Source organism: Streptomyces sp., from assembly GCF_036524955.1.
GTDB lineage: Bacteria > Actinomycetota > Actinomycetes > Streptomycetales > Streptomycetaceae > Actinacidiphila.
The window spans coordinates 22390-48247 of record NZ_DATDBG010000315.1; the positions used below are offsets into that span (position 1 = coordinate 22390).

Below are 25858 nucleotides of genomic sequence, written 5' to 3' on the forward strand. Positions count from 1 at the left end.
CCGGCGGGCTGAGCGGGCCGGTCCCGCGGTCGGGACTCGCCGGGTTCGGACCGCCTCCGCGCGCCGGATCGGCCGATCCGGGGTAGAGAGACCCCATGACCGCACACTCCGTGACGCCGAGCGCGACCTACCGGGTGCAGGTGCAGCCCGGCTTCACCTTCGCCGACACCGCCGCGGCGGTGCCGTACCTGGCCGCGCTGGGCGTGACGCATGTGCACCTGTCCCCGGTGCTGGAGGCGGTCCCGGGCTCCACACACGGCTACGACGTGGTGGACCACACCCGGGTACGGGCCGAGCTCGGCGGCGAGCAGGGCCTGCGCGAGCTCTCCCGTACCGCCCGGGAGCACGGTCTCGGCCTGATCCTCGACATCGTCCCCAACCACATGGCGGTCCCGGCCCCGGAACACCTCAACGGCCCGCTGTGGGCGGTCCTGCGGGACGGCCCTTCCTCGCCGTACGCCGACTGGTTCGACATCGACTGGTCTTCGCTCGGCGGCAAGGTGCTGCTGCCGGTCCTCGGCGAGCCCGTGCCCGACGTGCTGGGCGACCTGTCGGTCGTACGGGACAAGGCCGCCGGGGGCAGGGTGCTGCGGTACCACGATCACAGGTTCCCGCTGCGGCCCGGTACGGAGGGACTGCCGCTGCCGGAACTGCTGGACGCGCAGTGGTACCGCCTGGCGTACTGGAGGGCCGCCCGCACCGACGTGAACTACCGCCGTTTCTTCACCATCTCCGATCTGATCGCGGTCCGCGTGGAGCACCCGGAGGTCTTCGAGGCCACCCACGCGACGGTGCTGCGGCTGCTTCGGGACGGGGTCGCCGACGGCCTGCGGATCGACCACCCCGACGGGCTCGCCGACCCGGCCGGCTACCTGCGGCGCCTGGCGGAGGCGAGCGGCGGCCGCTGGACGGTGGTGGAGAAGATCCTGCACCGCGACGAGTCGCTGCCCGAGGAGTGGACGTGCGCGGGCACCACCGGCTACGACGCCCTCGACCGGATCGACGGCCTGTTCACCGACCCGGCGGGGGTGGCGGAACTGGCCGCCTTCTACCGCGACTTCACCGGCGTCCCCGACGACCGCGGCGGCCGCTGGGCGCCGACCGCCCGCCGCGCCGCCTACCGCATCGTCACCCACGACCTCGCCGCCGAGGTGGGCCGCCTGCGCCGCACGGCGGAACGCGCAGCCCTGCCCGGCCGTCCCCTCTGCTCGCCGGAAACCCTCGCCACCGCGATCCGTGAACTCCTGGTCCGCGTCCCCGTCTACCGCCCCTACGTCCGCCCCGGCACCCCGCCCACCGCCCACGACGCCGCGATGCTGGAACGCGCGACGGCGGAGGCCCGATGCGAGTCCTCCCCGGAGCTGGCCCCGGCGCTGGACTTCGTCCGCGATCTGGCGCTGGGACGGGCAGGGGGTGAGCCGGAGGCGAGCGAGGCCGCTGACCCGGGCGCGCGCCCGGCCGCTGCGCAGGGGCCCGGGGCGGGACCCGCGTCCGGGCGAGTGGCGGGTGAGCCGGAGACGCACGGAGCCGCCGAGACGGACGGTGGCGGGACCGCCACCGTCCCGGACACGGGCAGGGGCGACGACCGTCCGAACGCCGGCAGGGTGCCGCGCTCCGACGCGCACGCACGGCCGGCTGACACGCCGGGCCCCGGAGCGGCGTCTGCCCCCGCACGGGATTCCGGCGGCCGAGCCGCCACCGCCGGGACCGACGCGGGCGCGCGATCCCCGGCCGGGAAGGCTGCCGGGCAGAACGCCGCCCCGCAGGACGCCGCTCACCCGGACGCGGACGACTTCGCGGTGCGCTTCGCGCAGGTGGCCTCCGCGCTGCACGCGAAGGCGGTGGAGGACACCGCGTTCTACCGCTATGTGCCGCTGCTGTCGCTGTGCGAGGTGGGGCGGGACCCGGGGCGGCCGGCGACGACGCCGGAGGAGTTCCACGCCTACTGCGCGCGGGTGGTGCGGGAGCGGCCAGGCACCGGCACCGTGCTGTCCACGCACGACACGAAGCGCAGCGCCGATCTGCGGCTGCGGCTGGCCGTGCTGTCGGAGATGCCGGACGCGTGGCGGGCGTGGCTCGGGGAACACCCGGCGCGAGCCGAGGCGTTGGGGTGCCCGCCCGCGCCGGACCGGCACACCGAGTACAGCGTCTTCCAGACCGGCGTGGGGCTGGGGTTCTGCCACCCCGACCGACTGGTCCCGGCCGCTCTCAAGGCGGTGCGCGAGGCGGGGCTGCGCACCACGTGGACGGAGCCGGACCAGGCGTACGAGCAGGCGGTCGGCGACTTCGCCGGCGAGGGGCCGTGCGGGGTGCAGGTCTACGACATCGGGGAGTTCGCCGGGCGCCTCCGGCCGTACGAGGAGGCCAACTCGCTGGGCGCGGCCCTGCTGCACCTCACGATGCCGGGCGTCCCGGACCTCTATCAGGGCACCGAGTTCCCGGTGCGCACCCTGGTCGACCCGGACAACCGCGGCCCGCTGACCGCGCCGGTCCCCGGGACCACGCGCTTCGGCCGCGACCGCACTTTGCGCGGCCTGCTGGACGGCGCGGCCCCGCACGGTTTCGACGAGGTCAAGCTGCGCCTGACCGCCGTGACACTGCGTCTGCGCCGCGACCACCCGCAGTGGTACGGGCCCGCGGCCGCGTACGAGCCGCTGGCCGCCGAGGGCCCGGCCGCCGGGCACTGCGTGGCCTTCCTGCGCGGCGGGGGCGCCCTGACCGCCGTGACCCGCCTCTCCCGCCGCCTGGCGGAGGGGGGTGGCTGGCGCGGCACCGTCCTGCCGCTGCCGCCCGGCCGGTGGCGCGACCGCCTCGGCGGCGGCACGTACGAGGGCCGCGTACCGCTGGGCGAGCTGCTGGACGGCTCACCCGTGGCCCTGCTCACCCGGGAGGCGTGAGGCCTGCCGGGGCCGCGCGCAATGACCCAGGGACACCGGAATGACACGCTCCGTGACCCGAGAGCAAAGTGTTTGCAAGGGCCTCCGGATCACAGCACATTGTCAGACCCCGCTGTTACGTTCGACCTCATGACGACCGACGACACCGATCCCCTGCTACGGCAACTGCTCCGTATCCCGGAGGCCGAGGAGTTCCTGGCCTGGCCGGGCGACTTCGAGCCGTCCCGGTCCGGGCACGGGGAGGAGATACATCTGCCGTCAGGGGTACCGCTGAAGGCTGTCGCGGGAGACGGCGCGGGCGGTACGTACTACCAGGTCGGCGCGGTCGGCGAGGCGAACCGGCCGGTGCTCTACGTGAGTGCGGAGGGTGAGGCCGGGCTGATCGCGGACTCGCTGGCCGAGGCGCTGGAACTGCTGATCGGGCTGCCGTACTGGCAGGACTGCCTGCCCGGCCGGGGCTTCCTGCCGGACGGCCTGGAGGCGCAGTACCGCACGACCTTCCCCGACCTGGACGAGCGCCGCGACCGGGTGGCCGCGCTGCTGGGCCTCGGCCGGCCGCCCGCCGCGGAGCTGATGACCCGTCTGCACGCCTGCGTGGCCCGCAGCGTGCCCGAGTACCTGCCGGTGAACGCCAAGGAGGAGACGTACGAGCCGCTGCGCTGACCGCGCGCCGGGTAGGACCGGGCACGGCGCTTCGTTCCGCTGCGCGACCGCGCCCCGACCGGCGGTCGGGAACCGCGGCGGATGATGCACCACCACCTTCGCTGGGCATGATCTGTCCTGGGACGACCGATTCTGACCAGACGGGAGCCGTGCGTGTTGTTCGAGGTGTGGGCGCCGAACGCCCAGCAGGTGGAGATCCTGATCGAGGACCGCACGCACCCTCTCGGCCCCGACCCGGCGCGCTCGGGCTGGTGGACGGCGGACCTGCCGGCCCGGCACGGTACACGGTACGCGTACCTGCTGGACGGCGGGCCGCCGCTGCCCGACCCCCGCTCGCGCCGCCAGCCGGACGGCCCCGACGGCCGCAGCGCGGTGGTCGACCACCCCGCCTTCGCCTGGTCGGCGCCCTGGCCGGGCCGCGCGCTGCCCGGCGCGGTCCTCTACGAGCTGCACATCGGCACCTTCACCCCCGAGGGCACCTTCGACGCGGCCGTCGAGCGGCTGCCGCACCTGGCCAGACTCGGGGTCACGCACATCGAGCTGATGCCGGTCTGCCCGTTCCCCGGCCGGCACGGCTGGGGGTACGAGGGCGTGTCGCTGTGGGCGGTGCACGAACCGTACGGCGGCCCCGAGGCGATGAAGCGCTTTGTCGACGCGGCGCACCGGCACTCGCTCGGCGTCGTACTCGACGTGGTCCACAACCACCTCGGCCCGTCCGGCAACCATCTGCCGCCGTTCGGCCCGTACTTCACCGATCTGCACCACACCCCGTGGGGCGACGCGGTCAATCTGGACGCGCCCGGCTCCGACGAGGTGCGGGACTACCTGATCGGCAGCGCCCTGTCCTGGCTGCGCGACTACCGCCTCGACGGACTGCGGCTGGACGCCGTGCACGCCCTGGTCGACACCCGGGCGCTGCACTTCCTGGAAGAGCTGTCCACCGCCGTGGACGGCCTGTCCGCCGCGCTGGGCCGCCCGCTGTTCCTGATCGCCGAGTCCGATCTCAACGACCCGCGCACCACCGCCCCCCGCGAGGCGGGGGGCCTGGGCCTGCACGCCCAGTGGAACGACGACTTCCACCACGCCGTGCACACGGCGGTCACCGGCGAGTCGCGCGGCTACTACGCCGACTTCGCCGCCGCCGGGCCCACCGCCCTCGCCAGGACCCTCACGCACGGCTTCTTCCACGCCGGCACCTGGTCTTCGTTCCGCGGCCGGCACCACGGCCGCCCGCTCGACGTCGCCGCCGTGCCCGCGCACCGGCTGCTCGGCTACGCCCAGACCCACGACCAGGTCGGCAACCGCGCGACCGGCGACCGCCTCACCCCCGACCAGTTGGGCGCCGCCGCCGCGCTCGTGCTCACCTCGCCGTTCACCCCGATGCTCTTCATGGGCGAGGAGTGGGGCGCGGCCACCCCGTGGCAGTTCTTCACCGACCACGACGACCCGGAGCTCGGCGCGGCCATCACCCGTGGCCGGCGGCGGGAGTTCGCCGCGCACGGCTGGACCGAGCAGGACGTCCCCGACCCGCAGGACCCCGCGACCCGCGATCGCTCCTGCCTGGACTGGGCGGAACCGGACAAGCCCGTCCATCGCGAACTGCTGGAGTGGTACCGGGCGCTGATCGCGCTGCGCCGCACCGAACCCGCGCTCACCGACCCCCAGTTCGACGCCGTGACGGCCACCGCGGGAGGCCGGTCGCTGCTCCTGGCCCGCGGCCCCTTCCGTACGGTCGTCAACTTCTCGGACGCGCCCGCCCGGGTGCCCCTGGACGTCCCCTGCGAGGTGGTGCTGGCCCGGCCCGCCTGCAAGCTGCTGCGGGGCCCGGCCGTGCAACTCCCGGCCCGCGGGGCCGCCGTACTGCGGGAGCAAGGGTTACGGTGAAGGGGTGACGACTCCCCCGGAAGAGCAGCGGAAAGCGTCGGACTCGGGTCCGGACGGTGAGCCGCGGGCGGACTGCGTACTGTGCGGTGAGCCGACCGAGTACCCCGCGAGCACGCGGGGCGCCACGCTCTGCCCGGTGTGCGAGTGGCAGGAGGCGCAGCGCACGGCGTGCTCGGGGTGACGGGGATCAGTCCACCGGCAGGCGGGCGCGTCGGGCGGACACGTCGAAGGCCGTCGGCGGCATCCGTTCCGTCTCCGCCGGTGCCCGGTGCTTGCCGCTGGCCCACCGGGCGTGGCGGACGGGTCGTACGCCGCCGGGCCGACCGGCCCCCGGTCCGGCGCCACGCGCGACCGGGGGCACAGATCGTCCGCGTCGTGCTCCGCCGTGCCCTCGTCGTCCGCCGAACCGGGACGGGCCGCGAGGCGCCGCCGCGGCCCCCGACGGTGCGTGGGGTCAGGCGCTCAGCCGTTTCGCGTCGCGCGCCAGCGCGGTGAGGCGGGAGACGGCGCGGAAGTACTTCTTGCGGTAGCCGCCGGTGAGCATCTCCTCGGTGAAGAGGCGGTCGAAGGGGGCGCCGGAGGCCATGACGGGGATCTCGCGGTCGTAGAGACGGTCGGCGAGGACGACCAGGCGCAGTGCGGCGGCCTGGTCGGTGACCGGGTGGACGCCGCGCAGGAAGACCGCCTCGACGCCGTCGCACAGCGCCCCGTAGCGGCTGGGGTGGACGGTGGCGATATGGGCGGCGAGCGCCGGGAAGTCGTCGAGGGCCGCGCCGGGCGTACGGTGGGCCACCGCGGTGACCTGCTCGTCGGTGTACGGTGCCGGGGCCTCGGGCAGGCCGCGGTGGCGGTAGTCCTCGCCGTCGACCCGCAGGCAGAGGAAGCGCGCGGACAGGCTCTGGATCTCCCGCATGAAGTCGGTCGCGGCGAACCGGCCCTCGCCGAGCTTGCCGGGCAGCGTGTTGGAGGTGGCGGCGAGCCGCACCCCGGCGTCGGCGAGCTTGCCGAGCAGTGTGCTGACCAGCACCGTGTCCCCGGGGTCGTCCAGTTCGAACTCGTCGATGCAGACCAGGTGGTGGCCCCGCAGTGCCTCGACGGCACGCTGGAAGCCGAGGGCGCCGACGAGGTTGGTCAGCTCGACGAAGGTGCCGAACGCCTTCTGCTCCCGGGGTGCCGGGGTGGCGTGCCACAGGGAAGCCAGGAGGTGGGTCTTGCCGACGCCGTAGCCGCCGTCGAGGTACACCCCGTCCGGACGTCGCGCGGGCTCGGCCTCGCGCCGGAACCAGCTCCTGCGGCGGCCGGCCGAAGGTCCGGTGATCGTCGCGGCGAACCCTTCCAGCCCCCGCACGGCCGCCGCCTGGCTGGGCTGAGCCGGATCCGGCAGGTACGTGCCGAACCTCACCGCGTCGAAGCGCGGCGGCGGCACCATCTCGGCCACCAGCCGTCCCGCGTCCACCTGCGGGTCGCGCCCGCTCAGCGCGACGGGTCCGGTGGTCGTACCGGTTTGCGAGGATACGGCGGAGATGGCCACGACCATGCAGCGTAGTGCCTGCCCCTGCCCTCCTCCGCCGCATGTGGCGCACCCCACGTCCGCGAGCGGCGAAACCGCGGCATCTCACCCACGCCCGGCAGCCGCCGATGGCGAAGGGCCCGCCGCGAGAGGACCGGCAGCCGACCTCCGTGCCGCGCGGGTGGGCGAGGGAAAGCACCACCCGCGCCCGGCCGGCCAGCGACGGCGGAACCCCGTACGCGCCCCGCGCGACCGGCAGCCCTGCGCGCCCCGTGCCAGACTGCGGCCATGCAGCGGCTCTACCCCCCGTCCGGGCAGGACACGTACGACGGCCACCCTCCCGAGGCGGAAGACCTCGGCACCCCCGTCGGCCTGGCCGCCGCCTACGCCTACCCGCCGCGGGCAGCGGACCCGTACCTGCGCGCCAACATGGTCGCCTCCCTCGACGGCGCCGCCCTCGCCGACGGCACGTCGGCGCCCCTCTCCTCGGACGCCGACATGCGCGTCTTCGGCGTACTGCGAGCCCTCGCGGACGTGATCCTGGTCGGCGCCGAAACCGTTCGGCGGGAGGGCTACCGTCCGGCCAGGGCACGCGCCGACTTCGCCGCGCGGCGCGCCGCGGAGGGCCGGCCGCCGGCACCCGCCATCGCCGTGCTCACCCGCCGCCTCGATCTGGACTTCACCGCGCCCCTGTTCACCCGGGCCCAGACCCCGACCCTGGTCCTCACCGGAGCCGCGGCGCCCGCGAAGGATCTCGCCGCGGCCCGGGAGGCGGGCGCCGAGGTGGTGATCGCGGGAGTGGGCGACGGCGTGGACCCGGTCCGTGCGGTCCGCGAGCTGAGCGCACGCGGCCACGTGCGCCTCCTCCACGAAGGGGGCCCCCGCGTCCTCGCCCAGTTCGCGGCCGCCGGTGTGCTGGACGAACTGTGCCTGACCGTCTCCCCGCTGCTCACCGGCGGCGACGCCCCCCGGATCATGAACGGCCCCGCCGTCCCCGGTCCGGACGCCGCCGGACCCGCCCGTTTCGTGCCGCTGTCCATCCTGGAGGAGGACGGGTACCTCTTCACCCGCTACGTCCGCGCCTGATCCGGCCCGTACGGGTGCGAAAAAGCGGATTCTCCCGTTCCGGTTCGTGCCACGCGGGAAGACTTAGGCCGGTGCCGGTCGGAGATCGGGGCAGGATTGATTCCGTGGCGGCCCGGTGGCCGTGATCCCGCTGGCCCATGAGAACGCCCATGAGAGAGAAGGACGCGTCCCGTGTTCACGACCGTGCTCATGATCGAGAAGCCGCTCGGCCCCGCCGATGTGGAGATGGTCACCACCCTCCACGGCGACGAGACGGTCTCCTTCGTCGTGCTGATGCAGCCGCGCGGCGACCAGGACCGGCTCCTGCGGGCCGTGGACGACGTAGCGCTGGGACATCTGGATGCCGCGGCCCGGGAGAGCGAGGAGCCGACCGGCTCGGCGGCCTTTCCGCCCGCCGAGCGTTCCCTCGCGCACTCCCTGGAGGCACTGCGGGCCGCGGGCGCCGAGGCGGTCGGCCAGGTGGTCGAGCACCACCCGCTGGACGCGCTGCGTACGGTCGTCGAGCAGACCCAGGCGGACGAGGTCATCGTGCTGACCGCGCCGCACTTCGTGGAGGAGTTCTTCCACCGCGACTGGACCTCGCGTGCCCGCCACAAGGTGGGCGTACCGGTGCTCAAGCTCTTCGCCCAGCAGACGACCTAGCCGTACGCCCGGCGGGGCGACCCCCGACCCCGCCGCCCGCCCCGCCGGGATCGCCGCCGGCCGACCCGCGTGCCCGGGGGGTGCGAGAATCGGCCCGCACGCACGTACCCCGCAGGCGACGCACGCGGCGCCGTACACCCGCACCCCAGGAGATCCGCGCATGAGCACGTCCATTCCACCCGCCATGGACCGACCGCACTTCATCGGGATCGGCGGCGCCGGGATGTCGGGGATCGCGAAGATCCTGGCCCAGCGCGGGGCACGGGTGGCAGGCAGCGACGCCAGGGAGTCCGAGACCGCGGCGGCGCTGCGCGCGCTGGGCGCGACCGTGCACATCGGGCACGACGCCGCCCACCTGGCGCTCGACGCGACCTGCGTGGTCGTCTCCAGCGCGATCCGCGCGGAGAACCCGGAGCTGGTCGCGGCCCGGGAGCGAGCCGTTCCGGTGGTGCACCGCAGCGACGCGCTGGCCGCGCTCATGGACGGCGCGCGGCCGATCGCGGTCGCGGGCACGCACGGCAAGACCACCACCACGTCGATGCTGGCGGTCGCGCTGACCGCGCTCGGGCTTGAGCCGTCGTACGCGATCGGCGGCGACCTGGACGCACCCGGGTCCAACGCCCACCACGGCAGCGGCGAGATCTTCGTCGCCGAGGCCGACGAGAGCGACCGCAGCTTCCACACGTACGCCCCGGAGGTCGCGGTTGTCCTCAACGTGGAGCTGGATCACCACGCCAACTACGCCTCGCTGGAGGAGATCTACGAGTCCTTCGAGACCTTCGTCGGCAAGGTGCGTCCCGGCGGGACGCTGGTGATCTCCGCCGACCAGCCGGGCGCCGTCGAACTGACCCGCCGGGTCCGCGACACCGGCGGGCTGAACATCGTCACCGTCGGCGAGTCCGAGTCCGCGTCCGTGCGCATCACCCGGATCAGCCCGCGCGGCCTGACCAGCGAGGTCACCGTCCTCCTCGACGGCCGGATGCTCACCTTCACCGTCTCCGTGCCGGGCCGGCACTACGCGCACAACGCCGTCGCCGCTCTGGCGGCCGGTATCGCGATCGGCGCACCGGCCCGCAATCTGGCCTCGGCGCTGGGGAAGTACACCGGGGTCAAGCGGCGCCTCCAGCTCAAGGGCGAGGCGGCGGGCGTACAGGTCATCGACTCCTACGCGCACCACCCGACCGAGATGGCCGCGGACCTGGAGGCGATCCGGGGCGCCGCGGGCGACCAGCGGGTCCTGGTGGTCTTCCAGCCGCACCTGTTCAGCCGTACGCGCGAGCTGGCCGCGGAGATGGGCGCCGCGCTGGCGCTCGCCGACGCCTCCGTCGTACTGGACGTCTACCCGGCCCGGGAGGACCCGATCCCGGGTGTCACGAGCGCCCTGATCATCGACGCGGCGCGCGCGGCCGGCGCCGACGTCATGGCGGAACACGACAAAGAGGCGATCCCCGGCGTGGTGGCAGGAATGGCGAAGCCGGGAGATCTCGTTCTCACCATGGGCGCGGGCGACGTGACCGAGCTGGGTCCCCTGATCCTCGCCCGCCTCGTGGCTTAAGGAGACCTCAATGTCGTACGAAGTCAACAAGACCGACGAGCAGTGGCGTGCGGAGCTGTCCCCGCAGGAGTACGCGGTCCTGCGCGAGGCCGGCACCGAGCGTCCCTTCACCGGCGAGTACACCGACACCAAGACGGAGGGCGTCTACGCGTGCCGTGCCTGCGGCGCCGAACTCTTCCGTTCCGACACCAAGTTCGAGTCGCACTGCGGCTGGCCGTCGTTCTACGACCCCGCCGACTCCGATGCCGTGGAACTCATCGAGGACCGCTCCTTCGGGATGGTACGAGTGGAGGTCCGCTGTGCGCGCTGCGGCTCCCACCTGGGCCACGTCTTCGAGGGCGAGGGCTACGGCACCCCGACCGACCAGCGCTACTGCATCAACTCGATCTCGCTGCGGCTGAGTCCGGAGAAGTAGCCCTCCCGGGCCGGCCGCCTCTCGTGCCCGCCCCCGCCCGGCCTGTCGCACCGCGGTGGCAGACTGGGCGGGTGAGCAGCCCCCTGCAGCATGAGGCCGTGGACCGCGACGCGGCGCCCCAGTTCGTCCTGCCCCTGGTCGTACGGATGGAGCGCGACGCGCCGCCGTCCCGTACGGACGCGCTGGAGACGGCCGCCCGCGCCGTACTGACCCTGCTCTCCGACGAGCGGGCGACCGCGCCCGACGGGGAGTGGGCGAAGGCGGTACGGGACTGGCAGGACGCGCGCATCCGCAAGGTGGTGCGGCGGGCCCGGGGCGCCGAATGGCGGCGCGCCGAGGCGTTGCCGGGCATCACGGTGACCGGCCGGGCCGCACAGGTGCGGGTCTTCCCGCCGGTCCCGCTGGACGGGTGGCCCAGGGACCTGGCCCGGTTGCAGGTCTCCGGCACCGAACTGGCCGACCCGGAGGCACCGCCCCCGGCCGACCTGACGGAACCGGTGCTCTGGCTGAACCCCGAGATCGCCATGTCGGCCGGCAAGGCGATGGCCCAGGCCGGCCACGGCGCACAACTGGCCTGGTGGGAGCTGTCCGACGCGGACCGCGAGTCCTGGCGCAAGGCCGGCTTCCCGCTCGCCGTCCGTACCGCGCCGCCCGCCGAATGGCCCCGCCTGACCGCGGCCGGCCTCCCCGTCGTCCGCGACGCCGGCTTCACCGAGATCGCCCCGGGCTCCTGCACGGTGGTCGCCGACCACCCGGTCCTGCGGTAAGGGGGTACCCGCGGGGTGCGGCTCGCGGCGCCGACCGCCCCCGGGCCGGGCGTCACGGCGGGCCGCACCCCTGCTCACGGCCTCACGGTACCAGGACCAGCCGACCGCGCACTCCTCCCGCGGCGAGCCTTCCCGCGCGTCTGCGGCCTTGTCCAGCGGATATGTGCCGGCGACCCCGCAGCGTGAGGCGGCCCGCGTCGGCGAGGGCGGACAGCTCGGTGGGACGGGGCCGCCGGCGCGGACCCGGACGTCGGACGCCCTACGCCAGGCCGGCCACGAGGTCGCCCAGCTCGCGGCGGCGGCCGGTGAAGAACGGAACCTCCTCGCGGACGTGCATCCGTGCCTCGGAGGCGCGCAGGTGCCGCATGAGGTCGACGATGCGATACAGCTCGTCCGCCTCGAAGGCGAGGATCCACTCGTAGTCGCCGAGCGAGAAGGAGGCGACGGTGTTGGCCCGTACGTCGGGGTAGCCGCGCGCCATCCTGCCGTGGTCGGCGAGCATCCGGCGCCGGTCCTCCTCCGGCAGCAGGTACCAGTCGTAGGAGCGGACGAAGGGATAGACGCTCACGTAGTCGCGCGGCGTCTCGTCGGCGAGGAAGGCCGGCACATGGGACTTGTTGAACTCGGCCGGGCGGTGCAGCGCCATGTTGGACCACACCGGTTCCAGGGCGCGGCCCAGCCGGGTGCGGCGGAAGAGGTTGTACGCCTCCTGGAGCGCGTCGGAGGTCTCGGCGTGCCACCAGATCATCAGGTCGGCGTCGGCCCGCAGCCCGGACACGTCGTAGGTGCCGCGTACGGTCACGTCCTTCGCGGCGAGTTGGGCGAACAGCTCCGCCACCTCGTCGGCGTAGCCCGTGCGGTCGCCGGGCAGCGCGTCCCGCAGCCGGAACACCGACCAGAGCGTGTACCGGATGACCTCGTTGAGGTCCTTGGCCTTCTTGCCCGCGTTCGGGGCCTTGGCGGAGCTGACGGTGTCAGGGGTGGCAGTGGAGTCGCTCATGCGGCTATTCTCCCGCGCCGCCAGGGGTACCCGGCACCAGGGTCGCCCCCGCCGCGCCCGGTGCGAGACCGGCCAGCACCTCGCCCGCCGCCCGGCGCCCGGCGCCCACGCACGCCGGGATGCCCACCCCGTCGTACACCGCTCCGCACACCGCGAGGCCCTGCAGCTTTCCCAGGTGCTTGCGAATCCGCCGCACCAGGTCCACGTGCCCGACCGCGTACTGCGGCAGCCCGTCGTACCAGCGGGTGACGCGCGCCGCGACCGGCGCGGCCCGCAGACCCACGGCCTCGCCCAGGTCCTCCCGGGAGAGCCGGACCAGGTCGGTGTCGTCCCAGGCGAGGTCCGCCTCGTCGCCGTGCCGGCCGACCGAGGTGCGCAGCACGACGGTGTCGCCCCCGGCCTGGTCGAGCCAGCCCCACTTGCGGCTCGCGAAGGTGGCCGCCTTGATCGTCCGGCCGTCGACCGGCGGGACCAGGAAGCCGCTGCTGTGCGGCAGGTGGAGCAGGTCACGGCGGCGGAAGGCCATGGTGACCAGGGCCATGCCCGCGTAGGCGACGCTGCCGAGTTCGGCCGCGGCGGCGGGCGACTCGGCGGCCAGCAGCCGGGCGGCCTCGGGCGCGGGCGCCGCCAGCACCACCGCGTCGGCGGCCACCGCCCGGTCCGTCAGGCCGACCTGCCAGTCGTGCGGCCCGACGCGCCGCAGCTCGCTCACGGCGGCGCCGGTCTCGATGGTGACACCCGCCGCCCGGCACGCGCCGGCGACCGCGAGCGGCAGCCGTCCGACGCCGCCACGCAGACCGTTGAAGACCGGCCCGCTCTCCCCGCGGGCGGCGGCCTTGCGCTGGAGGTCCCTGGCCGCCTCGATCAGCGAGCGCCCGTCCCGTACCGCGGTGAAGAGCTGCGGCACGGCGGCGCGCAGCGAGAGCTGGTACGCGCTGCCCGCGTACACCCCGCCGAGCAGTGGTTCGACCAGCCGGTCCACCACCTCGCGACCGAGCCGGGCGGCGACGAGGCCGCCGACCGCCACGTCGTCGCCGATCTCGGTCCGGGGCAGGACGTGGTCGAGGGTGAGGCGGGCGAGCCCGGCGGCGGACAGCACGCCGGAGGCGGCGAGCGGGCCGAGATCCCCCGGCACGCCCATCACCTGGCCCTGGGGCATCGTCCGCAGCCGCCCCCGGGTCCACAGTCCGGCGCCCAGCACCGCAGGCGGCTCCAGATCGTCCCCCAGCCCGACCTCGCGGGCCAGGGCGATCGCCTCGGGCCGCCGGGCGAGCAGCGACTCCGCACCGAGGTCGACCGGCACCCCGGCGATCTCGCCGACGTGGAGCTTCCCCCCGAGCCGCGGCGACGCCTCCAGCAGGGTCACCCGCACGCCCGCGCGGGCCAGCTCCCAGGCGGCGGCGAGTCCGGAGATCCCGCCGCCGACGACCACCACATGAGGTGCGTGCGCCCGGCCCGCGGCGCCCGCCACGGTGTGCGTCTTGGTCATTCCTCCACTTTCTCAGACGCCGGATCGAGCCCCGACCGTGACCCCATCGGGACCGCGCACCGGCAACCCGCCCGGCGACCCGTACGTCAAAGCGGCGACAGGCTTCAACGGCCCTGCCCCAGGGGGATCTCATGACGCACGTGCCCACTGTCCGCACGACCGGGACCCGGCTCAGACGCGGGCGCCGCGGCGCCGGCGCGCTGTTCGCGCTGCTGCTGGCCGGCTCGCTCGCCGTCGCCGGGTGCAGCTCATCCGGCGGCAGCGACTCCTCGTCCGCGTCGGCCGACAAGGCGGCACCGGCCCGGCCGGGAGGCGGAAGGGCCCAGGCCGACAGCCCGTCCGGCGCCACCGGAGACGACGCGGCCCCCGGCGGCAGGCCGACCACCGGTGCCAGGACCCCGGCGCCGGCCACGTACCTGGTCCGTACCGCGCACATGACCGTCCGCACCCCGCACGTCGAGGACGCGCTGAACAAGGCGCGGGACCTGGCCGCCGCGGCCGGCGGTTACGCGGCCGACGAGGACACCTCGGTGGACGCCCGCGGCCACACGCGGTCCTCGGTCCAGCTCCGGGTGCCGGCTGCCGGGTACGACCGGCTCCTCACCGACCTCGCCGGGCTCGGCACCCTGCTGGAACGCAGGGTCAGCGTGGCGGACGTCACCGGCGAGGTGGTGGACGTCGAGAGCCGCATCAAGTCCCAGCAGGCCAGCGTGGCCCGGGTACGGGCGCTCATGGACCGGGCCGCCCGGCTCAGCGACGTGGTGTCGCTGGAGAGCGAACTGAGCACCCGCGAGGCCGCGTTGGAATCCCTGGAGGCCCAGCAGGCGACGCTGAGGTCCCAGACGGACCTCGCCACCGTCACGCTGCGGCTCACCGAGCCGCCGGTGCGGTTCGTCCCGCCGAAGCCGGCCGCGCACGACGGCTTCTGGACCGCGGTCGGCCACGCCCTCGAAGACGGCTGGCATGCGTTCTACCTGGCGCTGCGCGGGACGCTCGTGGTGCTGTCGGTGACGCTGCCGTTCCTGCTGGCGGGCCTGCTCGCCTGGTTCGCCTACCGGCCGGTACGGCGCCTGCTGCCGCGCAGGAGGCCCGCCCGGACGGTCGCCCACGCCTCGCTCCACGCCCCGGACGGCAGGCCCTGGCAGGTCCCGGCCCCCGCTTCGCACGGGGAGGAGCCGGAACAGCCCCGGGACTGAGCGGCCGGCCCGGTCGGCCGGGGCTCAGGCCTCGGTCGACCGGTGCACGAAGTCGACCAGCCGGGTGAGCGCGTCGGGGTCGGTGCTGGGCAGCACGCCGTGGCCGAGGTTGAAGATGTGGCCGCCCCCGGTGGCGGTGGCGGCCCTCGCGGCGTACAGCACCTCCCGGGTCTTCGCCTCGACGGCCGCGGTCGGGGCGAAGAGCACCGCCGGGTCGAGGTTGCCCTGGAGCGCCTTGCCGGGGCCGACCCGGCGCGCCGCCTCGTCCAGCGGCACCCGCCAGTCCACGCCGACCACGTCCGCGCCCGCCTCGCCCATCAGCCCGAGCAGTTCGCCGGTGCCGACGCCGAAGTGGATCCGCGGCACCCCGTACCCGGCGACCGCCTCGAAGACCTTGGCGGAGGCCGGCATCACCTGGCGCCGGTAGTCGGTGGGCGCGAGCGCGCCGACCCAGGAGTCGAAGAGCTGTACGGCGCTGGCGCCGGCCTCGATCTGCACCTTGAGGAAGGCTGCGGTGATCTCGGCGAGGCGGTCCAGCAGGTCGTGCCAGAGCTCGGGGTCGCCGTACATCAGGGCCTTGGTGCGCTCGTGGTTGCGCGAAGGGCCGCCCTCGATCAGGTAGCTGGCGAGCGTGAAGGGCGCGCCGGCGAAGCCGATCAGCGGGGTGGCGCCGAGTTCGGCGGTGAGCATCCCGATCGCCTCGGTGACGTAGGAGACGTCGCCGGGCTCCAGGTCCCGCAGCCGCCTCAGGTCCTCCCGGCTGCGGATCGGGTCGGCCACCACCGGCCCGACCCCGGGCTTGATGTCCAGGTCGAGGCCGATCGCCTTGAGCGGCACCACGATGTCGCTGAAGTAGATCGCCGCGTCGACCCGGTGGCGGCGCACCGGCTGAAGGGTGATCTCGGTGACGAGATCGGGCCGCATGCAGGAGTCCAGCATGGGGATGCCCTCCCGCGCCTTCAGGTACTCGGGCAGCGAACGCCCTGCCTGCCGCATGAACCACACCGGGGTGTGCGGCACGGGCTCACGCCGGCAGGCGCGGATGAACGGGGAAGCAGCGGTCTGCTGGAGCGCACTCACGCCTTGAATCTTCGCACGGGCACGAGCACGGCCGCGGGCGCGGCGGCAAAGCGGTGTTGGTCCCGGCACAGCGCGCCGCAGGCGCTTACTCTTCCGGGCATGGCAGCGGTACACGGGCACTCGGGCGACGAGGCTCCCTTTCCTTTCCGGCAAGCGGTGGAGGCAGTGCGTTCCGCCCGGGTGCGGCCCGAGATCCGGATCGAGGAGACCGCGGCGCCGCGCAGGCTCGCCTCGTACGCGTACGCGCTCGAGGCGGCGGTGCTCGTGGACGGCGAGGAACTGGCCGACGGACGGCTGGTGCTGCTGCACGAACCGGACGGCCACGACGCGTGGCACGGCGACTTCCGCGTGGTCACGCTGGCCCGCGCCGAACTGGAGCCGGAGATGGCCGGGGATCCGCTGCTGCCCGAGGTGAGCTGGTCGTGGCTGACGGGCGCGCTGGCCGCGCGCGGGGCGGCGTACGACCACCCCAGCGGTACGGTCTCCCGCGCGTCCTCCCACTACTTCGGCGCCCTGGCGGACAAGACGGACGACACGCAGATCGAGATCCGGGCCTCGTGGACTCCGCGGGACCGGCCGGGCGGAGCGGGCCCCGACGTGGTCGCCCACCTGGTGGCCTGGTGCGACCTGCTGTGCGCGTGCGCGGGTCTGCCGCCGTCGGACGGCCCGGACGCGGCCGGGCGGGGGGCCGGCGGCGTGGTGCCGTTGCCCAAGCGCCGTTCCTGAAGCGCCGTTCCTGAAGGACGCCGTTGCCCAAGCGCCGTTCCTGAAGCGCCGTTCCTGAAGGACGAGGACAGGGCGCGGCGGACGTACGGCGGCCCCGTACCCGCGCCCCCGGGCACGTACGCGCGCGGGTGACGGCGGACAGGGTGACGACGGACACGGTCACGTGTCGGCAGCCGCGGCCGGGTCGCGCACCGTACCACCTGGTGCACACGCGTGCCCGTTCAGACCGCCCGTTCGAGCGGTCGTCCGATTTGCCGGAATTGATGCTCAATAAATCGTGATCTTTCCCTAAAGCCCGGGGCAATTGCTGCCGAAGGAGACTGTGACCGTTTCAGTCCCCTTTGCCACAGGAGGCCCGGTGTCCGTTCTTCTCGAGCAGCCCACGAGCCTGGTCGCCTACCGTCCCAGCAAGCCGACGGCCATGGTCGTCGTCGCCGACCCCCGCGTCCGCTCCACTGTCACCCGACACCTGTGGGCTCTCGGCGTTCGTGATGTGATCGAGGCCTCGTCGATCGCCGAGGCCCGTCCCCGGGTCGGTAATCCCCGCGACATCTGCGTCGCCGACGTCCATCTGCCCGACGGTTCCGGCCTGACCCTGCTCGCCGAGACCCGTGCGGCCGGCTGGCCCAACGGCCTGGCGCTGTCCGCCGCCGACGACATCGGCGCGGTACGCAACGCGCTGGCCGGCGGCGTGAAGGGCTACGTCGTGACCGGTACGCGCAACAGCCCCGGCTCGCTGGCCGGCCGCCCCGGGCTCGCCCCGCTGGGCGCCACCGCGGCCCGCATGCAGCGCCGCCCGCCCGGCGCCCCCGGCCACCCGGGCGGTTACCGGGAACTGTCCGGACGCGAGGTCGAGGTGCTGCGCCTGGTCGCCGAAGGCCAGTCGAACAAGGCGATCGGCGTGTCCATGGGCCTGTCCGCGCTGACCGTCAAGAGCCACCTGGCGCGGATCGCCCGCAAGCTCGGCACGGGTGACCGGGCGGGCATGGTCGCGGTGGCGCTGCGCACCGGCATCATCCACTGACAGCGCGGTGGGCGCCGGCGACTGTCCGGTGGATCACCGCGCGAACGGCCCTGCCCGGCTACCCTTGACAGGTGACCGACGCCAGAGAGACCGCAACCAGAGCAGCCACGGCGCCGGTCCCGCTGCTGGACCCGCGCGAGGGCATCCCGCCGGTGACCGCCAGCCCGGAGGCCCTCGCACCCGTCATCGCGGCCTTCGCCGCGGGCTCCGGCCCGGTCGCCGTCGATGCCGAGCGCGCCTCCGGCTACCGCTACGGACAGCGGGCCTATCTGGTCCAGTTGCGCCGCGCCGGAGCAGGGACCGCGCTCATCGACCCCGTCGGATGTCCCGACCTGTCCGCGCTGGGCGAGGCACTGGCCGACACGGAGTGGGTGCTGCACGCCGCCACCCAGGACCTGCCCTGCCTGGACGAGCTCGGCATGCGCCCCACCTCCCTGTTCGACACTGAACTGGCCGGACGGCTGGCCGGGTTCGCCCGGGTGGGGCTCGGCGCGATGGTGGAGAACGTGCTGGGGTTCGCGCTGGAGAAGGGCCACTCCGCGGTCGACTGGTCCACCCGCCCGCTGCCCGAGCCGTGGCTGCGGTACGCGGCGCTCGACGTGGAGCTGCTGGTCGACCTGCGGGACGCGCTGGAGGAAGAGCTGCGGGTCCAGGGCAAGCTGGAGTGGGCGCTGGAGGAGTTCGCGGCGATCGCCGCCGCGCCGCCGCCCGCGCCGCGGATCGACCCCTGGCGCCGTACGTCCGGCATGCACAGAGTGCGGCGCAGACGCCAGATCGGCGTGGTGCGCGAGCTGTGGCAGGCGCGGGACCGCGCCGCACGGGAACGGGACGTGTCGCCGGGGCGGGTACTGAGCGACGCCGCGATCATCACGGCGGCGCTGGAGAACCCGCCGAACGTGCACGCGCTGGCCGCGCTGCCGGGCTTCGGGCACCGGATGGGCCGCCGCCAGCTCGAACAGTGGCAGGCCGCGATCGACCGGGCGCGGGCGCTGCCGGAGCGGGAGCTGCCCCAGCCTGCCGCCGCGTACACCGGTCCCCCGCCACCGCGTTCCTGGCCCGACAAGGACCCGGCCGCGGCGGCCCGCCTGTCGGCCGCCCGGGCGGCCGTCTCCGCGCTGGCGGAGGAGCTGAACCTCCCGCAGGAGAACCTGGTCAGCCCGGACACGGTCCGCCGCCTGTGCTGGGCGCCGCCCACGGAGACCACCCCGGAGGTGGTCGCCTCCACCCTCGACTCCCTCGGCGCCCGCCGCTGGCAGGTCGCCCTGATCACGCCCGCGCTCACCACGGCCCTCATGGCCCGCCCGGTCGAGGGACAGTCCGGACAATCCGGGTAACCAGACATCACCAACTCGCGGAATGTGAGCCCTGCCGCTTCCGCGGGTAAGGCTGCGAACGTCGGTTACCCACGAGTAGCATTGGCCGGGCAGGGTTCCAATTCTTGAGAGGGAGTGCCGTCGTGCCTCGTACCGCGAGGGATGTCGTCTTCGTTGACGGTGTCCGTACCCCGTTCGGCAAAGCGGGCCCGAAGGGCATGTACCACGAGACCCGGGCCGACGATCTGGTGATCAAGTGCGTCCGGGAGCTGCTGCGGCGCAATCCGGATCTGGACCCGGCCCGGATCGACGAGGTCGCGGTCGCCGCCACCACGCAGATCGGCGACCAGGGGCTGACACTGGGCCGCACGGCGGGCATCCTCGCCGGGCTGCCGACCACCGTGCCCGGCTTCTCCGTCGACCGGATGTGCGCGGGCGCGATGACCGCCGTGACGACGACGGCCGGCGGGATCGCCTTCGGCGCGTACGACGTGGTCGTCGCCGGCGGCGTGGAGCACATGGGGCGGCACCCGATGGGCGAGGGAGTGGACCCCAACCCGCGGTTCGTCTCCGAGAAGCTCGTCGACGAGTCCGCGATGTTCATGGGCATGACCGCGGAGAACCTGCACGACCGCTTCCCGCGGCTGACCAAGGAGCGCGCCGACGAGTACGCGGTGCGCAGCCAGGAGAAGGCGGCGAAGGCGTACGCCAACGGCAGGATCCAGCAGGACCTGGTGCCCATCGCGATCCGCCGCACCGACCCGGATGCGGGCGAGACCGGCTGGGGCCTGGCCACCGCCGACGAGCCGATGCGCCCGGGCACCACGCTGGAGCAGCTCGCGGGTCTGAAGACCCCGTTCCGCCCGCACGGCCGGGTCACCGCGGGCAACGCGGCCGGTCTCAACGACGGCGCCACCGCCTCGCTGCTCGCCGCCGAGGACGTGGCCCGCGAGCTCGCCCTGCCGGTGAGGATGCGCCTGGTGTCGTACGCCTTCGCCGGCGTCGAGCCCGAGGTGATGGGCATCGGCCCGATCCCGGCCACCGAGAAGGCACTCGCCAAGGCGGGTCTGACCATCGACGACATCGGCCTGTTCGAGGTCAACGAGGCGTTCGCCGTCCAGGTGCTGTCCCTGCTGGACCACTACGGGATCGCCGACGACGACCCGCGGGTCAACCAGTACGGCGGCGCCATCGCCTTCGGTCATCCGCTGGCGTCCTCCGGGGTACGGCTGATGACCCAGCTCGCGCGGCAGTTCGAGGAGCAGCCGCAGGTGCGCTACGGCATCACCACCATGTGCGTCGGCCTCGGCATGGGCGGCACGGTCGTCTGGGAGAACCCGCACTTCGACGGAGGCAGCAAGTGACCACCACCACCGAACTGCTGAAGGGGGCGGCCGAGCTCTTCCCCGGCGAGGTCGTCACCAGCGCCCAGGTGCGGCACCTGGACCTCCCGGGAGCGGGCCGCTTCGCCCTGATCACCCTGGACAACGGGTTCGACCACACCAAGCCCACCACCTTCGGCCCGCAGTCGCTCGCGAACCTGAACACCGCGATCGACCAGGTCGAGAAGGAGGCAGCGGCCGGGGAGATCACGGGTGCCGGCATCACCGGCAAGCCGTTCATCTTCGCGGTCGGCGCCGACCTCAAGGGTGTCGAACTGCTGGGGAGGCACGAGGACGCGCTGGCCATCGGAAAGGGCGGCCACGACGTCTTCAGGCGCCTCTCCTCGCTGGCCGTGCCCACCTTCGCGTACTACAACGGCGCCGCGATGGGCGGCGGCGTCGAGGCCGGCCTGCACTGCACCTACCGCACGGTCTCCGCCTCGGTGCCGGCCTTCTCGCTGCCCGAGGTCTTCCTCGGCCTGGTCCCCGGCTGGGGCGGCTGCACCCTGCTGCCCAACCTGATCGGGGCCGACCGCGCGGTCACCGTCATCATCGAGAACTCGCTCAACCAGAACCGCCAGCTGGGGGGCGGGCAGGTCTACGATCTCGGCATCGCGGACGCCCTGTTCGACGCCGCCGACTTCCTGGAGCGGTCGCTGGCGTGGACCGCGGCCGTCCTCACCGGCGAGATCCAGGTGGTACGCCCCGAGGTGGACCGCGGCGCGGCCTGGGACGAGGCTGTGGCCCGGGGCCGCTTCATCGCCGACAGCAAGGTGCACGGCGCCGCCCCGGCCGCCTACCGGGCGCTGGACATCATCGCCGCCGCGAAGAACGGCGACCTGGGCCAGGGCTTCGACGCCGAGGACGCCGCGCTGGCCGACCTCATCATGGGTGGCGAGCTGCGCAGCGGCATCTACGCCTTCAACCTCGTGCAGAAGCGCGGCAAGCGCCCGGCCGGCGCACCCGACAAGTCGCTGGCCCGCCCGCTGACCAAGGTCGGCGTGGTCGGCGCGGGCCTGATGGCCTCCCAGCTCGCGCTGCTCTTCGCCCGCCGCCTGGAGGTGCCGGTCGTGCTGACCGACATCGACCAGGAGCGGATCGACAAGGGCGTCGGATACGTCCACGGCGAGATCGACAAGCTGCTCGCCAAGGGCCGCGTCGGCGCGGACAAGGCCAACCGCCTCAAGGCCCTGGTCTCCGGCCACCTCGACAAGGCCACCGCCTTCGGCGACGCGGACTTCGTCATCGAGGCCGTCTTCGAGGAGATGGGCGTCAAACAGCAGGTCTTCGCCGAACTGGAAGCGGTGGTACGGCCCGACGCGGTCCTGGCCACCAACACCTCGTCGCTGTCGGTGTCCGAGATGGCCGAGAAGCTGGAGCACCCGGAACGGGTGGTCGGCTTCCACTTCTTCAACCCGGTCGCCGTGCTGCCGCTGCTGGAGATCGTCCGCGGCTCCGGCACCGACGACGCCTCGCTGGCCACGGCCTTCGCGGTCGCCAAGAAGCTGAAGAAGACGGCGGTGCTGGTGAAGGACGCCCCGGCGTTCGTCGTCAACCGCATCCTCACCCGCTTCATGGGCGAGGTCCAGAACGTCATCGACGAGGGCACGCCGGTCGAGGTCGCGGAGAAGGCGATCGAACCGCTCGGCCTGCCGATGTCGCCGCTGGTGCTGCTGGAACTGGTCGGACCCGCGATCGGCCTGCACGTCTCGGAGACCCTGCACGGCGCCTTCCCGGACCGTTTCAAGGTCTCGGAGAACCTGGCCGCCGTCGTCAAGGCGGGCAAGCGCGGGTTCTACGTGTATCCCGACGGCAATCCGGCCAGGCCCGAGCTCGACCCGGAGGTCGCCGCCCTCCTCACGCAGGGCGACAGCGTCCTGACCGAGGACCAGGTCCGCGCCCGCGTCCTCGACGCGGTCGCCGAGGAGATCGGCCTGATGCTCGCCGAGCACATCGTCGCCGAGCCCCAGGACATCGACCTCTGCCTGATCACCGGTGCCGGCTGGCCCTTCCACCTCGGCGGCATCACCCCCTACCTCGACCGCGAGGGCATCTCCGAGCGCGTCAACGGCAAGAAGTTCCTCGCACCGGGAGTGGCGAGCGTCCCGGCGTAGTGCCGCGCGGCACCTCGAGCGCCGGGCGGACAGGACCTGCCCGCCCGGCGCTCGCAGGCAGTCGTGCGCTCCGGGCCGACCGGGTCAGCGCAACAGCGTGTTCGTCGCGGCCGGCGTCGCCCGCGCCGCGATCACCCGCCTGGCCTCCTGGAGGACCAGCGCCCGCAGCATGCGCGGAGTGAGTGTCGTACGCGTCCCCCGCACCGCCGTGCCATTGATCTGCACGACCGGCATGTCGCCGAGGTGCTGCGCGGCGAACGCGGACTGCGACTGCCGCACCCACCCGTCGTGGTCCGCCTGCTGGACGCACGGCTCGAAGGTGCCCGCCGTGATCTTCCCGGCCTTCTTGGCCAGCTTCGTCATCAGAGCCACGTCGGCCAGACCGTCACTGTGCGGGTCGGGCTGGTTGTTCCAGATCTCCCGCACGAACTCGGTGAACCGTCCCTGGTCCTGGGCGCACGCCGCCGCGTTGGCCGCCACCTTGGCACCGGTGCCGCCGTACGCCTGGTCGGAGGCAGTGACCAGCCGGTAGTGGAGCTGTACCTGACCGGTGGTCAGCAACTGGTCGAAGGTGGCGCGGTACTGCTCGTCGAACGCCTTGGAGTCGGGGCTGCGCAGGTCCTCGTAGACGGTGACGGTGACCGGGACGGCCGACCGTACCGGCACGGCGAGCTTCTGCTCGGCGCCGGCGCCGGGGGACGCACCGGCCGCGGGTGCGGCCGGGACCGCCGCCACGGCGCCCTTCGGCTCGCTGACCTTGTCCTCCTTGGTGGCTCTGACGTGTGCGCCGACCAGCGCGGAGCCGCCGAACACGACGGCCATGGCCACCGTGCCGACAGCGTAGGGCCGCAGCCGGTCCAGGAGGTTCTTGCGGTTCTTCTTCCCCGGGCCCGCCGCCGCACCACCGGAGTTGTCGGGTCCCTTGGACTCCGTCATGACTACGCCACCTCGATCATCCCGCTCATCTCTCGCGCCTTTCTACCATCGGTTCCGCCCCCCGGTTGACGCCGGGCTCCAGCCCGCTGTGCGAGCGGCCGTAGCCGGAGCAGACCACCGAACGGAGCGCCATCCACGTGGCGGACCGGCGCCACGTCTCCAGGCTCAGGCCGGGCATCGGCCACAGCGAGGCGCACACCGACAGCACCGCGGCACCGGCACCCGGGGGCGCGGAACGCGCGGTGCAGGTCGGGCCGGGACGGGCAGTGGTCACCGCACTCCGGAGGTTCGCCTCACCGCTTCAGGCGCGCATACGCATACGCGGGCGCGGGGGTCCACCGGCACGGTGGCGTTGCGGGTGGCGCGGATCGCCGTACGCGCGCGGGCGCGGGGGTCCACCGTGTACGGATGGGCCCCCGCGTGGCCAGGACGGCGCGTTCAGTCGCGGGCGGCCTCGGCGGCGGGGTCCGCGGCCGGGTCCTCGTCGTCCGCGAACCGGCCGTCGAGGGTGGCGACCAGGCCGGTCACCTGGCGGGCGACGGCGGGCGCGGTGAGGCCGATCTCGGCCAGCACGTCCTTGCGGGAGCCGTGCGCCAGGAACTCCTGCGGGATGCCGAAGTCCCGCAGCGGTACGTCCACCTCGGCGTCGCGCAGCGCCTGCGCGACGGCCGAACCGACGCCGCCGGTGCGGCCGTTGTCCTCGACGGTGACGACCACGCGGTGCCCGGCGGCGAGCGCGGGCAGCTCCGGGTCGACCGGCTTGACCCAGCGCGGGTCGACCACGGTGGTGGTGATGCCCTGCGCGTCGAGCAGGGCCGCGATCTCCAGGCACATCGGGGCCAGCGCGCCGACCGACACCAGCAGGACATCGGTGCGCCCGCCCCCGACGTCGCCGGACCCGCTCTCGGAGGAGGTCTGCGACGGGGCCCGCAGCAGGTCCATCCCGCCGATCCGGCCGACCGCGGGCACCGCGGGGCCGACCGCGCCCTTGGAGTACCGCACGACGGTCGGCGCGTCCTCGACCTCGACGGCCTCACGGAGCTGCGCGCGCACCTGGTCGGCGTCGCGCGGCGCGGCGATCCGCAGGCCCGGCACGACCTGGAGGATCGACATGTCCCACATGCCGTTGTGCGAGGCGCCGTCGCTGCCGGTGACCCCGGCCCGGTCCAGGACGAAGGTGACCCCGCACTTGTGCAGGGCGACGTCCATCAGCACCTGGTCGAAGGCACGGTTGAGGAAGGTCGCGTAGACGGCGACCACCGGGTGCAGGCCACCGGTGGCCAGACCCGCGGCGGAGACGGCGGCGTGCTGTTCGGCGATGCCGACGTCGTACACCCGCTCGGGGAACGCCTTGGCGAACTTGGTCAGGCCCACCGGGTGCAGCATCGCGGCGGTGATGGCGACGATGTCGGGGCGCTCCTGGCCGAGCGCGACCATCTCGTCGCCGAAGACCGAGGTCCAGTCGGCGCCGGCCGCGGCGACCGGCAGGCCGGTGTCGGGGTGGATCGGGCCGATGCCGTGGAAGCGGTCGGTCTCGTCGCGCTCGGCGGGCCGGTAGCCGCGGCCCTTCTCCGTGATGCAGTGCACGATGACCGGGCCGCGGAAGCGCTTGGCGCGGTGGAGCGCGGACTCGACCGCCTCGATGTCGTGGCCGTCGATCGGGCCGACGTATTTCAGGCCCAGGTCCTCGAACATGCCCTGCGGGGTGATGAAGTCCTTCAGGCCCTTCTTCGCGCCGTGCAGCGTGTCGTAGAGCGGGCGGCCGATGAGCGGGGTGCGTTCCAGCAGTTCCTTGGTACGGGCCAGGAACTGCTCGTAGCCGTCGGTGGTGCGCAGGGTGGCGAGGTGGTTGGCGAGACCGCCGATGGTCGGCGAGTACGACCACTCGTTGTCGTTGACGACGATGACCAGCGGGCGGTCCTTCGCGGCGGCGATGTTGTTCAGCGCCTCCCAGGCCATGCCGCCGGTCAGCGCGCCGTCGCCGATCACGGCGACCACGTGGTCGTCGCGGCCGAGCAGTTCGTTCGCCTTGGCCAGACCGTCGGCCCAGCCGAGCACGGTGGAGGCGTGGCTGTTCTCGATCACGTCGTGCTCGGACTCGGCGCGCGAGGGGTAGCCGGACAGACCGCCCTTGCTCTTGAGGTTGGAGAAGTCCTGCCGCCCGGTCAGCAGCTTGTGC

General features: G+C 73.8%; 20 protein-coding genes. 14 read left to right on the forward strand and 6 right to left on the reverse strand.

Translation table 11 applies throughout. The annotated features are described in order from the left end of the window. Nucleotides 1-95 precede the first annotated feature (95 nt). From treY to treZ, 3 genes are all read left to right on the forward strand, one after another. A complete protein-coding gene (gene treY / locus VIW71_RS24895; protein ID WP_331624855.1) occupies nucleotides 96-2897 on the forward strand; it encodes a malto-oligosyltrehalose synthase in 2802 nt (933 codons plus the stop codon). 129 nt (nucleotides 2898-3026) lie between these two features. After that, entirely contained in the window at nucleotides 3027-3560 is a 534-nt protein-coding gene (locus VIW71_RS24900) for a hypothetical protein (protein ID WP_331624856.1), read from the forward strand. Between the two features lie 153 nt (nucleotides 3561-3713). Next, on the forward strand, nucleotides 3714-5444 hold the full coding sequence (gene treZ / locus VIW71_RS24905) for a malto-oligosyltrehalose trehalohydrolase (RefSeq protein WP_331624857.1): 1731 nt from the start codon (nucleotides 3714-3716) through the stop codon (nucleotides 5442-5444). A 454-nt stretch (nucleotides 5445-5898) separates the two neighbouring features. Here the strand turns inward: treZ and zapE are convergent, their stop codons facing one another. After that, nucleotides 5899-6981, reverse strand: coding sequence for a cell division protein ZapE (gene zapE / locus VIW71_RS24910; RefSeq protein WP_331624858.1), 1083 nt, complete (start codon nucleotides 6979-6981; stop codon nucleotides 5899-5901). Nucleotides 6982-7242: 261 nt separating this feature from the next. Between zapE and VIW71_RS24915 the strand changes: the two genes are divergently transcribed. From VIW71_RS24915 to VIW71_RS24935, 5 genes are all read left to right on the forward strand, one after another. Further along, complete coding sequence (locus VIW71_RS24915) at nucleotides 7243-8040, forward strand: dihydrofolate reductase family protein (protein WP_331624859.1); 798 nt, start codon at nucleotides 7243-7245, stop codon at nucleotides 8038-8040. A gap of 171 nt (nucleotides 8041-8211) precedes the next feature. Then, nucleotides 8212-8682, forward strand: coding sequence for an indole-3-glycerol phosphate synthase (locus VIW71_RS24920; RefSeq protein ID WP_331624860.1), 471 nt, complete (start codon nucleotides 8212-8214; stop codon nucleotides 8680-8682). A 160-nt stretch (nucleotides 8683-8842) separates the two neighbouring features. Further along, nucleotides 8843-10237, forward strand: a complete 1395-nt coding sequence (gene murC, locus VIW71_RS24925) for a UDP-N-acetylmuramate--L-alanine ligase (RefSeq protein WP_331624861.1) — start codon at nucleotides 8843-8845, stop codon at nucleotides 10235-10237. A gap of 10 nt (nucleotides 10238-10247) precedes the next feature. After that, nucleotides 10248-10652: a peptide-methionine (R)-S-oxide reductase MsrB gene (gene msrB / locus VIW71_RS24930; protein ID WP_331624862.1), complete on the forward strand. Its 405-nt coding sequence runs from the start codon at nucleotides 10248-10250 to the stop codon at nucleotides 10650-10652. A 71-nt stretch (nucleotides 10653-10723) separates the two neighbouring features. After that, complete coding sequence (locus VIW71_RS24935) at nucleotides 10724-11419, forward strand: peptidyl-tRNA hydrolase (protein WP_331624863.1); 696 nt, start codon at nucleotides 10724-10726, stop codon at nucleotides 11417-11419. Between the two features lie 259 nt (nucleotides 11420-11678). Here VIW71_RS24935 and hemQ read toward each other — a convergent pair whose 3' ends face one another. Further along, nucleotides 11679-12419 carry a hydrogen peroxide-dependent heme synthase gene (hemQ, locus tag VIW71_RS24940; RefSeq protein ID WP_331624865.1) on the reverse strand — a complete coding sequence of 247 codons (741 nt, stop codon included), beginning with the start codon at nucleotides 12417-12419 and terminating at the stop codon, nucleotides 11679-11681. A gap of 4 nt (nucleotides 12420-12423) precedes the next feature. Then, nucleotides 12424-13908, reverse strand: a complete 1485-nt coding sequence (hemG, locus tag VIW71_RS24945) for a protoporphyrinogen oxidase (protein WP_331624866.1) — start codon at nucleotides 13906-13908, stop codon at nucleotides 12424-12426. Between the two features lie 140 nt (nucleotides 13909-14048). Between hemG and VIW71_RS24950 the strand changes: the two genes are divergently transcribed. Then, on the forward strand, nucleotides 14049-15104 hold the full coding sequence (locus VIW71_RS24950; RefSeq protein WP_331624868.1) for a DUF4349 domain-containing protein: 1056 nt from the start codon (nucleotides 14049-14051) through the stop codon (nucleotides 15102-15104). Between the two features lie 24 nt (nucleotides 15105-15128). Here VIW71_RS24950 and hemE read toward each other — a convergent pair whose 3' ends face one another. Further along, nucleotides 15129-16193 (reverse strand): uroporphyrinogen decarboxylase, encoded by a 1065-nt coding sequence (gene hemE / locus VIW71_RS24955; protein ID WP_414720839.1) that lies wholly within the window; start codon nucleotides 16191-16193, stop codon nucleotides 15129-15131. A gap of 90 nt (nucleotides 16194-16283) precedes the next feature. On the opposite strand from hemE, the gene VIW71_RS24960 reads away from it, so the two are divergent. The 5 genes from VIW71_RS24960 to VIW71_RS24980 all read left to right on the forward strand — a co-directional run bounded on the left by VIW71_RS24960 (nucleotide 16284) and on the right by VIW71_RS24980 (nucleotide 22743). Then, nucleotides 16284-16910 (forward strand): DUF3000 domain-containing protein, encoded by a 627-nt coding sequence (locus VIW71_RS24960; RefSeq protein WP_331624871.1) that lies wholly within the window; start codon nucleotides 16284-16286, stop codon nucleotides 16908-16910. Nucleotides 16911-17268: 358 nt separating this feature from the next. After that, the gene (locus VIW71_RS24965; RefSeq protein WP_093738920.1) at nucleotides 17269-17934 is read left to right on the forward strand and encodes a response regulator transcription factor; all 666 of its coding nucleotides are present in this window, start codon (nucleotides 17269-17271) and stop codon (nucleotides 17932-17934) included. A gap of 71 nt (nucleotides 17935-18005) precedes the next feature. Next, entirely contained in the window at nucleotides 18006-19268 is a 1263-nt protein-coding gene (locus VIW71_RS24970) for a ribonuclease D (RefSeq protein ID WP_331624872.1), read from the forward strand. A 122-nt stretch (nucleotides 19269-19390) separates the two neighbouring features. Further along, complete coding sequence (locus tag VIW71_RS24975) at nucleotides 19391-20611, forward strand: thiolase family protein (RefSeq protein WP_331624873.1); 1221 nt, start codon at nucleotides 19391-19393, stop codon at nucleotides 20609-20611. Next, nucleotides 20608-22743 (forward strand): 3-hydroxyacyl-CoA dehydrogenase NAD-binding domain-containing protein, encoded by a 2136-nt coding sequence (locus VIW71_RS24980; RefSeq protein ID WP_331624874.1) that lies wholly within the window; start codon nucleotides 20608-20610, stop codon nucleotides 22741-22743. The genes VIW71_RS24975 and VIW71_RS24980 overlap by 4 nt, the downstream gene beginning before the upstream one ends. 84 nt (nucleotides 22744-22827) lie before the next feature. Here VIW71_RS24980 and VIW71_RS24985 read toward each other — a convergent pair whose 3' ends face one another. After that, a complete protein-coding gene (locus tag VIW71_RS24985; protein WP_331624875.1) occupies nucleotides 22828-23679 on the reverse strand; it encodes a DsbA family protein in 852 nt (283 codons plus the stop codon). 438 nt (nucleotides 23680-24117) lie between these two features. Further along, the coding region (gene dxs / locus VIW71_RS24990; protein ID WP_331624876.1) for a 1-deoxy-D-xylulose-5-phosphate synthase at nucleotides 24118-25858 on the reverse strand (1741 nt) is incomplete at its 5' end.

What these genes read in the sequence shown, in the direction of transcription:
- treY (WP_331624855.1), top strand. Translation starts at nt 96, where the DNA reads ATGACCGCACACTCCGTGACGCCGAGCGCGACCTACCGGGTGCAGGTG.
- VIW71_RS24900 (WP_331624856.1), top strand. Translation starts at nt 3,027, where the DNA reads ATGACGACCGACGACACCGATCCCCTGCTACGGCAACTGCTCCGTATC.
- zapE (WP_331624858.1), bottom strand. Translation starts at nt 6,981, where the DNA reads ATGGTCGTGGCCATCTCCGCCGTATCCTCGCAAACCGGTACGACCACC.
- VIW71_RS24915 (WP_331624859.1), top strand. Translation starts at nt 7,243, where the DNA reads ATGCAGCGGCTCTACCCCCCGTCCGGGCAGGACACGTACGACGGCCAC.
- murC (WP_331624861.1), top strand. Translation starts at nt 8,843, where the DNA reads ATGAGCACGTCCATTCCACCCGCCATGGACCGACCGCACTTCATCGGG.
- msrB (WP_331624862.1), top strand. Translation starts at nt 10,248, where the DNA reads ATGTCGTACGAAGTCAACAAGACCGACGAGCAGTGGCGTGCGGAGCTG.
- hemQ (WP_331624865.1), bottom strand. Translation starts at nt 12,419, where the DNA reads ATGAGCGACTCCACTGCCACCCCTGACACCGTCAGCTCCGCCAAGGCC.
- hemG (WP_331624866.1), bottom strand. Translation starts at nt 13,908, where the DNA reads ATGACCAAGACGCACACCGTGGCGGGCGCCGCGGGCCGGGCGCACGCA.
- VIW71_RS24960 (WP_331624871.1), top strand. Translation starts at nt 16,284, where the DNA reads ATGGCAGCGGTACACGGGCACTCGGGCGACGAGGCTCCCTTTCCTTTC.
- VIW71_RS24985 (WP_331624875.1), bottom strand. Translation starts at nt 23,679, where the DNA reads ATGACGGAGTCCAAGGGACCCGACAACTCCGGTGGTGCGGCGGCGGGC.